Raw genomic sequence first — 9,542 nt, 5'->3', positions numbered from 1 at the left:
GGGAAGGTCGCGGCCGTCAGCACCCTCACGGCCACGTCCTCGCCGCCGGGCCGGTGGAACACCAGTCCCGTGGGTGCGACGGTGAGCGCGCGGCCGGGGGCGGCGCACTGGAGATGCAGCGGATCGCGGGGCGACCAGCGCCGCCGCGGGCGGTGCAGCGGCGTCGCCGTCCCGGCCTCCGGAAGGGGCGCGGCATCGGGCGCGACGAGCTCGGCGGCGAGCGACAGCAGCGCGTCCGGCGCGAGCCGGCGCGTCGTGGCGCCCGCCGAGGCAAGGGTCCCTTCGAGCGCCCGGCGGAAGGCCGAGAGCGCGGTCTCAGGCGCCGGGCCGGACGGGCCAGCCAGCGAGGCGCAGACGAACGCGCGGTAGTCCGAGAGCGTGAACGGCGGCCCGCCCGGATGCAGCGCCCGCCAGCCCGCGCCTTCGAGAAGGCGAAGCCTCCGGCGCGCCATGCCGGCCTGGACCCCGCCCGCGTGCCCGCGCGGCCCGGCCCAGGCGTCGAGCGCGGCGCCGAAGCGGGGGCTCGCCCAGTGGATCACCTGCACCGTGCAGCGCTCGGGCGCGGCATCGGCGAGCGTGCCCGCCAGCGCGCCGAGCGTCTCGGCGTCGATGCCGGCAAAGGGCGGGATCTCGATCGCGAACCCGACCGAGCCCGCGTTGACATAGAGCTCGCCGCGCTCGTCGAAGGCGCGCCAGGGCAGCAGCTCCGCCAGCGCCGCCGCGGTCTCGGGCGGCGACCAGGGCTCCAGCCCGGCCGGGCCCTCGAACAGGTCCAGCAGCCGGCGCGCGAGGCCGGAGCCGATCGACGTCACGGCAGCCTCCAGGCGGCCGGGGCGATCACCGCGCGCACCCAGGAACCCTCGCGGTAGATGCCGTCCGCATCCACGAACGGCGCGATCCAGATGCGCGCCACAACCTCGCCGATGCGGTGCGCGTCGGCGGCGACGGACGGGTCGGATGACTCGTCGGTCTCCGCTTCGCCCGCCGTTGGAGGCGGCGCATCCTGCGGCATGTCCGACGCGATCGCCGCGGACCCGGCCGCGTGAGCGTCGCTCGCGGTCTGGCCGCCACCGGCGGTGCCGGGCTCGCCCTTTCGCCGCGAGACGGCCGCTCCCGTATTCTCGATATCGGCGTCCCGCGCGGCATCGGTGCGTCCGGCCTCGCCGGATTCGGAATCGGACGGCCCGGCGAACAGCCCGGCCAGCCACGCGAACGGATCGCAGTCCGATCGGCAGGCCGGCTCGTCGACTCTCCCGGCCGGCGCGCCCGCCGCGATCCGGCCGTCGATCCGCCGGTAGAACGGGGCATCGTGGACCGGGTTTGCCGTGCCCCGTGTCTCCGGCGCGAGCGTCTCGGGCACAAGTGCCTCCGGCACCGCCGGGTCGGCGGCGGCGACGGACGCGCACACCTTCCCCTGCGCCGGCGGGCACTGCCAGTCGTCGCCCACGTAATCCGCCGCGCAGCCTGTCAGCGCCAGCACGGCCGCGGCCGACACGAGCGGCCCGGCGGCCCGGCGCGATCTCCGTTCAGCCATTTCTCTTCCCCTTCGCCGGCACGCGTGTCTTCTCGGTCCTGCCGTCGAGCCAGGCGCCCTCGATGAACACCACCGTCACCCGGGTTCCGGCCTGGAGCTGGATCACCGGCTGGTACTGTTCGGCGCGGCGGATCAGGTAGTCGGCCACCTTGCGGCCCGCCGAGGAGGCCCCGGAGCCGAGGCCGGCCCGCCCGATCTCGCCGAGACCGGTGTTGGCGACACTCGTGCCGGAGACCGCCGCACCCGTGCCCGTGGCGACCGCCTGCGGCGCGAATGCGCTCGCCGCGCCCTCGCCGATCCCGGAGACCAGGCCGGCGAGGAAGGCCTTCTCGACCAGCGCCCCCTCCCGGCTCACCACCGGACCGCGCACCCCGGTCTTGCCGGCGCCCGCGACGAACCCCGCGACCGTCGTTTCGACAACCGTGCCGGGGTCGTCTCCGGTGCAGGTGAGCGTCCTCAGCCTCGCGTAGACCTTCTCCGACGAGAGATCGCCATGGGCGGCGCCGGTCACGGTGCAGCCGTCGATATCGACGGCGAGCGCGGTGCCATCGCTGGCCGCGGTCCAGGCGGGACCGACGATCCTCAGCAGCACCGGGCGCGGATCGCCCTGGGAAGAAACCCCGGCGGAAGCGTCGACGCCGGCGAGCACGATCGCCTCCGCGTGGCTCCCGGCCGGAAGCCAGGCGCCGATGTCCCTCGCGGCGGGCGCCTCGAACAGCTCCCCCGCACCGTCGAGCCGGAACGTCTCGATCAGGGACTCAGTCTCGGGCGCAGCCCCGGATGCGGCATGACCGGATTGCGCATCGCGCCGCTGTCCTGCTCCCCGCCGGAACAGCTCGCCGGAAGCCGTGCCGTCGGCCGCGGCGACCGCTTCGCCCGCCCGCGCGCGCTCCATCTCGCCGATCTTCGCCGCCAGGCTGTCGATCGTGCTCTTCGCATTCTCGACGTTGGCGGCGAGCTGCTGGCGCAAGCTCTCGTTCTCCCGCTTCACCCTCTTCGCCTCGGCCTCCATGTCGCGCAGCCGCGCGTCCATGGCGCCGAGCCGGGCTTCCGAGCGACGCGTCCAGCTCTCCTCGGCCGTTCCCGGGGTCGCGAGCTCGGCGTCGATCCTGGTCTCCTGTCGGGGCGCATTGCTCCCGCCCGCCGCGAGCCAGAACGCGAACACCATCAGCACCGCCGCCGCGATGACGGAGAACAGCACCAGCTGGTTGCGCCTGGCGCGGCGTGACTCGCCGTCCCGTGCGGTGGAGCCGCGCGCGCTCATGGGATGTCCCCGGCACGAGTGTCCCCGGCACGAGTGTCTCCAGCGTGGCCCGGATGGGCAGCCGGGGCGTCTCCGGCACGCGTGTCGCCGGCACGCGTGTCCTCGAACACGGCCACCGCGAGCCTGCCCGAGGGACCGGTGCCGGGCGCCGCCAGCCAGAACGCGGCGAGACGGGCGCTGTCTCCGGCGCCACCGACGCCCGGCAGCCCGCCCATGGTCCTGGCGAGGGCCGCGGCGCCCTCCGCGCCTTCGGACGCCGAAGGGCCGGCCTCGAACACGAGCGCCGCAAAGCGCGGCCCCCGCCAGGTCTCGATGACCGTAAGTCCGGAGACACTCGTGCCGGAGACACTCGTGCCGGAGACCGCGCCCGCCCGGATCGGGGTCCGGGCCAGGCCGGCATGGATCGCGTAGCCGGCAAGAGGCTCGCGCCGCGCCACCGCGCGGACCAGGCGCACCAGCGCGCCGATGCGATCATCTGCCGAGCTCGTCAAGGGAGCGGCCGGCGTCCCCGTCGCCGGATTGCGGATCAGCACCTGAGCCGGGCCGCCCGCGACGGGCACCAGCGTCAGCCGGTAGGTAAAGCCCCTCTCGGTGCCCACAAACAGCACCGCAGGCCACACCGCAAGTGCAGGGACAACAGGTCCCGCCGCAGGTGCCGCCACGGACGCCGTCCACGCTTCCACGCCCCGATCCGCCCCGCCACCGGCAGCGCCCAGGGGGCGGAGATAGAGATCGCCGTTCGCGGGCTCGTGCTCGATCTCGAAGCGGCCGGCGCTGCGGACCGCCCGCGCGATGCGGTCGCCCACGAGCGCGATGCGGACCACCCCGGTCGCTGCGATCTCGGCCCGGAGCTCGGCATGGTCCGCCGCCTCAAGGACACTCGTGCCGGAGACACTCGTGTCGGAGACGCTCGCGCCGGGGACACGCGTATTCGCAACACCCGTATCGGCGCCCTGCATCCCGAATGCGGGCGCGGGCAACGCCGTATATATAAGGAGTGCCGACAGCAGCGCCGCCGCCGCACGTCCGCTCGTGGGCAGTGTCATTCTCAGTCCTCCATCTGCTCGAAGCGCAGCAGCGCGAGCCGGCCCGCGTCGATGCGGAAGGCGAGGCGGTAGCGCCGCTTCTCCCGGAACGCCTCCTCGCGCCCGATCCAGGTCACCAGCTCGCCCCCGATCTCGACGCTGAGCGCCTGCCCGTCGCTCTCGATGCTCCGCGGGTAGAACGCGGTCGAGAGGTCGCGCCGCCGCATCCGTTCCGCTTCCGCCGCCACCCAGGCGCCGATCGCGCCCCGCGCCTCGGCATGGGAGAGACGGGCGGCCGCCTCGCGCACATGGGCGGCGTTCTCCGGCGTCAGCGTCAGCAGCGTCACCGCCGCCGTGCGCGCCGCGTCCTCGAGATAGCGCCGCCCCGCCCAGCTCTCGCCAACCTCCCAGGCGGGACCCGAGACGGCGGGAAGCAGCACCGTCACCCGCTCGCGGCTCGAAAGCCCGTGCGCCAGCACCAGGTTGGAGAGCACCGAGAGCGCCAGCAGGCCCGCCAGCACCACCCGCACGTCCCGCGCCCGGCGGCGCTCGGCGTCCATCGCCTCGCGCCTCATCCGAGGTACCGCCTGACATGGCTGGGCGGCGTGCCCCGGAGCCTGAGCACGAACTCGGGCAGGAACCAGTAGAGCGCATAGAGCGCGATGTTGGCCCCGCCGCCGCGCTTGACGCGGCGCAGCAGCATCCAGCCGGCGATACCGGCGACCAGCCCCATGACGAACTGGTTCGCGGCAAGCCCGAGCACGGCCGGGCCCAGCAGCGCCGCCGCCTCGTCGAAGGTCCAGAACAGCCAGCGCTCCGGATCGTCGAGGCGGCGCGGGATCGCATGGCGCGCGGTGTCGTTCACCAGACCGGCTCAGACGATCGCCGTGCCGACGAGACCGGTGACGATGCCCGTGCCGGCACCCGCCGCCACCCCGACGCCGACCGCGCCGATAAGCTGCATCGCGTTGAAGCGCAGCACCGAACCGACCAGGGCCGCGCCCACGGCCAATGCCGCTGCGAGCTGGCCGCCGGTGCCCGACACCATGCCCGTCACCGTGTCCAGCGGGCCCGTGAACGTGGTGTCCGTCGTCGCCAGCGCCGCGTCGATCCCGAGCAGCGCCAGCGCGAGCGCAAGGACACTCGTGCCGAAGACACTCGTGCCGGCGATCGCGCCCACGACAACGCGCAGCGCGCGCCTCCTGCGCTCGTCCATGGTTCCGGCCATCACCTGTCCTCCTTGTCGGTGTCCTTGTCCGCCGGCGGGGCCGAACTCTCCCCGGCACGCGTGTCTCCGTTACGAGTGTCCTCGCGTTTTTTCTCGTCGGCCTCCGAGGTCGAGCGCGCTTCGCGCTCCTTGCCCCAGGCCACCACCTTCGAGCGCAGATAGCGCGCCCGGTTGCCGAACCGGCTGAACGGTGGCCCCTTGCCGCTGCCCCGGTAACTCTGGAGCGTGCGCTCCGACAGCTTCAGATACGCCGCCGCCTCCTCGGTGCTCATGTAGCCGTCCTCGGTCATCTCGATCTCCTCGTCGTCGGCTTCCTCGACCGGTGCCGCCGGCACGCCGTCTTCGACGGCCGCCCGGATCGCCTCGCGCTCGGCCGGGGTCGTCTGCCCGGCCATCACGGCGTGCGCCTTGTCCATGGTGTCGAGCCGGGGCAGGCCGCCATTGAGCAGCCAGGTCGCAAACGACCGGTTGCCGTTCACCTCCCGACCGAACTCCGAGCGCTTCGCCCCGGTGACGGCCAGGAACGCCTCGACCTCGTCCCGGAAGCGCTGGCCGACGGGCTCATGGCCCATCTTCACCAGCAGCTTGTCCACGGTGACCACGCGGGGGTTGCGCCCTTTCTCCATCCGGAAGACGAAGGTCGGGTCCTTCAGCATCTTCCGGCCGAAGCGGGTACGGCTCATACCGTGGCGCTCCATGTGGGCGTCGATGGCGTCGAGGAAGAGAGTGCGGTAGTGCGTCATGGGCTGGAACGTATGTGGAACATTCCGGCTTGACAATATATTTTGGTCTTGAATACACTACTGTTGAACGCAGCACATGCGAGAACCCGCCATGCAACGCGACCCGCTACGACAAAAAATCAAGGATCTGCTATGGCAGAAGGGCCTCACCATGAAGGAGGCCTCCGCCGCCATCGGCCGCAGCCCGAGCTACCTCCACCAGTACCTCGAACGCGGCGTCCCCAGGGTGCTCGGCTATGCCGACGCCGAAAGCCTCGCGAAGCTGCTCGGCTGCAAGGCCTCCGAACTGCGCCACGCGCAACCGCCGAAGCGCAGGCCGCAGAAGCGCCGCCGGCGCTCCGCGCCGCCTCCCGGCGCGCCGCTCGTCGCCATCCCCGAGATGGCGGTCGAAGCCGCCGCCGGCGCGGGCGCGCTCAACGAGGAGTTCGCCGGCGAGAAGGCGCGCTGGTACCTACCCGAGGGCATGATCCGCCACGAGGGCGACGCCGATCCCGGCAGCCTGCGCGTGCTCCGCGCGCGTGGCGATTCGATGGAGCCGCTGATCTCGGACGGCGACCGGCTGCTGGTCGACCTCGCCCGGCGCACTCCCGGCACCGGCGAGATGGCGGTGCTGTGGGACGGCTCGGGGCTGGTGGTCAAGCGCGTCGAGGTGATGCCCCATGAAGAGCCGCCCAGGCTCCGCCTCCACTCCGCCAACCCGGAATACGAGCCCTATACCTGCCTCGCCGAGGAAGCCCACATCGTCGGCAAGGTCGTCTGGACCCTGAGAAAATGCTGACGTCCCCGGCGTACGGCGCCGACGATGGCACCGGCGGCGACCCCCCGGCGGCCGCGCCCGCGGCGGGGCCGGAGAACCCCGCTACGGAACCCGACCCCGCGCCGCAGGATCTCCGGCGGCCGCTCCCGGAGCGCGGCGTTTCACGAGACGCCGCCTCCCGCCTGGTCGCCGTGCCCGAGATCGAGTTCGAGATCGAGACCGATCCCTCCGCCCGCATGATCGCGCGCGGCGGGAAGCCGGAGGTGCGCGAGACGGTGCGCTGGCAGATGCCCGAGGCCATGATCCGCGACGAGTTGCGCGCCGAGACCGGGAACCTGCGCATCGTCAGAGTGCGCGGTGAGGCGATGGAGCCCGTGCTCCGCGCCGGCGACCGACTCCTCGTCGACACCGCGAAGCGGGATACCGCTGCCGGCGGGCTCTTCGTGCTCCGCGGGCCCGGCGGCTTCGAGGTCTGGCGCGTCGAGCCGCTCGCCGGGACTGATCCCCCGAGGCTCCGTCTGAGCTGCGCCAACCCGCGCTACCAGGCCCATGCCTGCCTCGCCGGGAAGCTCGACATCCTCGGCAGGGCGATCTGGAAGATGACCAGGGAATGAGCGCTTCCGGCAGGGCGCGAAGAGAGGCCCCGCCACGGGCCGGGCCTATAGTACGTCGGCGGCGATGCTGTCGGCGATCCTGGCCGCCGCCTCGTGCACCGACTCGCGCGCGAGGTGCGCATAGCGCGCCGTGGTCTCGACCTGGCGGTGGCCCAGCAGCTTGCCGATCATCGGCAGGCTCTCCCCCAGCGCCAGAGCCCGCGAGGCGTAGCTGTGCCTGAGGTCATGGATTCTCACGCCTTTCAGCCCGGCGCGCTCCCGGAGCGTCTGCCAGGCGCCGTCGATGTCGGTCATGTGCGTGCCCGGCTTGTGCCCCGGTATGACCCAGGGATTGCCGGGCTTGCGGGGCAGCGCCGCCAGCAGCCGCGCCGCCGACGGCGGCAGCGGCACCGCGCGCGGACCGGTCTTCGCGTCGGCAAGCGCCAGCTCGCCCGCGTCGAGGTCAACGTCCTTCCATTGCAGCGTCAGGATCTCGTTCTTGCGGCACCCCGTCAGCATCAGCAGACGGATCGCCGCCACCGCGCCCGCCGACGCCCCGCCCTCGACCGCCGCCTCGTCCAGCACCCGGCCCAGCTTCTCGAACTCCGCGTCGGTCAGGAAGCGCTCGCGGCGCTTGGCCGGATACCGCGCCACCGACCCGCACGGGTTGACCCCGTCCGCCACCATGCCCCAGCCCTCGGCGAGTTTGTACATGTGCGACAGCACCGCCACCGTCATGTTCGCCATCGCGGGCCGGTCGCTGAGACCGTGATGCAGATCGAGCACGTGGCGGGGCTCGACCGCCGCCAGCGCCAGGCCGCCGAGCCCCGGCACGATATGCCGTTCCACCACGCTGCGCGTCGTCCTCGCGGTCTTCGGCTTGCAGCGCACCGCGACGTGCTTCTCCAGATAGCGCGCCGCAAGATCGACCACCGTCGGCCCCTGCACCCGCTTCGCCGCCAGCGGCTCGGGCACCGGGTCCTCGCCGGCCTTCACCCGCGCGATGATCAGCGCCGCCCGCCGCTTCGCCTCCTCGGCGTTCACCACCCCGTGGCGCCCCACCGTGACCCGCCTCGGTCCCTTCGGCCCCCGCGCCTGCGCCACGTAGACCTTGCCGCCGCCGGGATAGGCCCTCACCCCGAAGCCCCTCAGCTCCCGGTCCCAGAACACCGTGTCCCGCTCGACCTCCAGCGCCGCCACCATGCGGTTGGAGATCGTCCGCCGCCGCTCCCCCCTCATGCCGCGCTCCGCTCCGGCGTCACGTGAACGGCAATGCTGTCGCCCACCCGGCCCGCCGCCGCCTTCTCCGCATCGCGCACCAGATGCGCGTAGCGCGCCGTCGTCGCCACCCGCGAATGGCCCAGCAGCCGCCCGATCAAGCTGAGGCTCTCCCCAAGCGCCAGCGCCCGGCTGGCGTAGGAGTGGCGGGCATCGTGAAGGCGCACGTCCTTGAGACCGGCCTCCGCCGTGACACGCTTCCAGTAGTAGTCGAGATTGACCAGGTGGGTGTCCGGCTTGCGGCCCGGAATGACCCACGCATTACCGTCCGGCCGGTCGATGCCGTCGAGCACCTTCACCAACGCCGGGGTCAGCGGCACCATGCGCGGCCCCGACTTCGCGTCCCTCAACCGCAGCTCGTTCGCCACCCGGTCCACATCGTCCCACTTCAGCGTCAGGATCTCGCTCTTCCGGCAGCCGCTCAGGATCAGCAGCCTGATCGCCGCCACCGCCTGCGGCCACGGCGGCGCCTTCAATCCCGCCGCGCGCAGCGCAGCGCCCAGCCGCCGGTATTCCTCCGGCGTCAGGAACCGCTCGCGCGTGTGCTCCCGGTAGTAGCGCAGCAAACGGCACGGGTTGGACCCCCGCGGCACCAGCTCCCAGCTCTCCGCCAGACGATACATCTTCGAGAGCACCGCCGCGGCGGTGTTCGCCATGTAGGGCGTCTCGCGCAGCCGGTGGTGGAGATCCGCCGCGTCCTCTCGGCTGACCTCATCCAACGCCTTGCCGCCCAGCGCCGGAAGGATGTGCAGGTCCAGGACCGTCCGGTAGAGCGCCGCAGTCTTCGGCTTGCAGTGCATCGCCACGTGCTTCTCCAGGTAGCGCTCCGCCAGCCCGGCCACGGTGAGCGCCGGCGTCGGAGGTACCGGGAAGGGGTCCTCGCCCCGCTTGATCCGGTCGATCGCCGCCGCCGCCTTCTCTCTCGCCTCGCCGACGGTGATGTCGCCGTGCCGGCCGATCCTGGCGCGCTTCAGCCCGCCCGGCCCCCTGGACTGGACCACGTAGACCTTGCGCCCGGTGGCGTGGACGCGGACGCCGAAGCCGGCCAGGTCGCGGTCCCAGAAGGTGGCGTCGCCGTGATCGACGCGGAGCGCATCGACGGTGCGCTTGGCGATCTTGA

12 protein-coding genes are annotated in these 9,542 nt (G+C 72.7%); 2 read left to right on the top strand and 10 right to left on the bottom strand.

What is annotated here, in order from left to right:
• The 8 genes from OXM58_18690 to OXM58_18655 form a co-directional block, all read right to left on the bottom strand.
• Positions 1-812: TraC family protein (locus tag OXM58_18690; GenBank protein MDE0150390.1), on the bottom strand; the 812-nt coding region annotated here is incomplete at its 3' end.
• A complete protein-coding gene (locus tag OXM58_18685) occupies positions 809-1,534 on the bottom strand; it encodes a TraV family lipoprotein (GenBank protein ID MDE0150389.1) in 726 nt (241 codons plus the stop codon). The genes OXM58_18685 and OXM58_18690, both read right to left, overlap by 4 nt.
• On the bottom strand, positions 1,527-2,798 hold the full coding sequence (locus tag OXM58_18680; GenBank protein ID MDE0150388.1) for a TraB/VirB10 family protein: 1,272 nt from the start codon (positions 2,796-2,798) through the stop codon (positions 1,527-1,529). Before OXM58_18680 ends, OXM58_18685 begins: the two co-directional genes overlap by 8 nt.
• Positions 2,795-3,844 (bottom strand): type-F conjugative transfer system secretin TraK, encoded by a 1,050-nt coding sequence (locus tag OXM58_18675; protein ID MDE0150387.1) that lies wholly within the window; start codon positions 3,842-3,844, stop codon positions 2,795-2,797. The genes OXM58_18680 and OXM58_18675 overlap by 4 nt, the downstream gene beginning before the upstream one ends.
• A gap of 2 nt (positions 3,845-3,846) precedes the next feature.
• Positions 3,847-4,383, bottom strand: coding sequence for a TraE/TraK family type IV conjugative transfer system protein (locus OXM58_18670; GenBank protein ID MDE0150386.1), 537 nt, complete (start codon positions 4,381-4,383; stop codon positions 3,847-3,849).
• A gap of 11 nt (positions 4,384-4,394) precedes the next feature.
• A complete protein-coding gene (gene traL, locus OXM58_18665) occupies positions 4,395-4,688 on the bottom strand; it encodes a type IV conjugative transfer system protein TraL (GenBank protein ID MDE0150385.1) in 294 nt (97 codons plus the stop codon).
• A gap of 9 nt (positions 4,689-4,697) precedes the next feature.
• Positions 4,698-5,051 (bottom strand): hypothetical protein, encoded by a 354-nt coding sequence (locus tag OXM58_18660; GenBank protein MDE0150384.1) that lies wholly within the window; start codon positions 5,049-5,051, stop codon positions 4,698-4,700.
• Positions 5,051-5,794: a helix-turn-helix domain-containing protein gene (locus OXM58_18655; GenBank protein MDE0150383.1), complete on the bottom strand. Its 744-nt coding sequence runs from the start codon at positions 5,792-5,794 to the stop codon at positions 5,051-5,053. Before OXM58_18655 ends, OXM58_18660 begins: the two co-directional genes overlap by 1 nt.
• Positions 5,795-5,885: 91 nt before the next feature.
• Here OXM58_18655 and OXM58_18650 point away from each other — a divergent pair, with 91 nt between their 5' ends.
• Both OXM58_18650 and OXM58_18645 read left to right on the top strand, forming a co-directional pair.
• A complete protein-coding gene (locus tag OXM58_18650; GenBank protein MDE0150382.1) occupies positions 5,886-6,572 on the top strand; it encodes a LexA family transcriptional regulator in 687 nt (228 codons plus the stop codon).
• Entirely contained in the window at positions 6,566-7,165 is a 600-nt protein-coding gene (locus OXM58_18645; protein ID MDE0150381.1) for a S24 family peptidase, read from the top strand. Before OXM58_18650 ends, OXM58_18645 begins: the two co-directional genes overlap by 7 nt.
• A gap of 45 nt (positions 7,166-7,210) precedes the next feature.
• Here OXM58_18645 and OXM58_18640 read toward each other — a convergent pair whose 3' ends face one another.
• Both OXM58_18640 and OXM58_18635 read right to left on the bottom strand, forming a co-directional pair.
• Entirely contained in the window at positions 7,211-8,383 is a 1,173-nt protein-coding gene (locus tag OXM58_18640; protein ID MDE0150380.1) for a tyrosine-type recombinase/integrase, read from the bottom strand.
• Complete coding sequence (locus tag OXM58_18635) at positions 8,380-9,537, bottom strand: tyrosine-type recombinase/integrase (protein MDE0150379.1); 1,158 nt, start codon at positions 9,535-9,537, stop codon at positions 8,380-8,382. Before OXM58_18635 ends, OXM58_18640 begins: the two co-directional genes overlap by 4 nt.
• Positions 9,538-9,542 lie beyond the last annotated feature (5 nt).

The organism is Rhodospirillaceae bacterium (assembly GCA_028819475.1).
Classification (GTDB): Bacteria; Pseudomonadota; Alphaproteobacteria; order Bin65; family Bin65; genus Bin65.
This window is presented reverse-complemented; position numbering and strand designations above follow the sequence as displayed.

What these genes read in the sequence shown, in the direction of transcription:
- OXM58_18685 (MDE0150389.1), bottom strand. Translation starts at nt 1,534, where the DNA reads ATGGCTGAACGGAGATCGCGCCGGGCCGCCGGGCCGCTCGTGTCGGCC.
- OXM58_18680 (MDE0150388.1), bottom strand. Translation starts at nt 2,798, where the DNA reads ATGAGCGCGCGCGGCTCCACCGCACGGGACGGCGAGTCACGCCGCGCC.
- OXM58_18675 (MDE0150387.1), bottom strand. Translation starts at nt 3,844, where the DNA reads ATGACACTGCCCACGAGCGGACGTGCGGCGGCGGCGCTGCTGTCGGCA.
- OXM58_18670 (MDE0150386.1), bottom strand. Translation starts at nt 4,383, where the DNA reads ATGGACGCCGAGCGCCGCCGGGCGCGGGACGTGCGGGTGGTGCTGGCG.
- OXM58_18660 (MDE0150384.1), bottom strand. Translation starts at nt 5,051, where the DNA reads ATGGCCGGAACCATGGACGAGCGCAGGAGGCGCGCGCTGCGCGTTGTC.
- OXM58_18655 (MDE0150383.1), bottom strand. Translation starts at nt 5,794, where the DNA reads ATGACGCACTACCGCACTCTCTTCCTCGACGCCATCGACGCCCACATG.
- OXM58_18650 (MDE0150382.1), top strand. Translation starts at nt 5,886, where the DNA reads ATGCAACGCGACCCGCTACGACAAAAAATCAAGGATCTGCTATGGCAG.
- OXM58_18645 (MDE0150381.1), top strand. Translation starts at nt 6,566, where the DNA reads ATGCTGACGTCCCCGGCGTACGGCGCCGACGATGGCACCGGCGGCGAC.
- OXM58_18640 (MDE0150380.1), bottom strand. Translation starts at nt 8,383, where the DNA reads ATGAGGGGGGAGCGGCGGCGGACGATCTCCAACCGCATGGTGGCGGCG.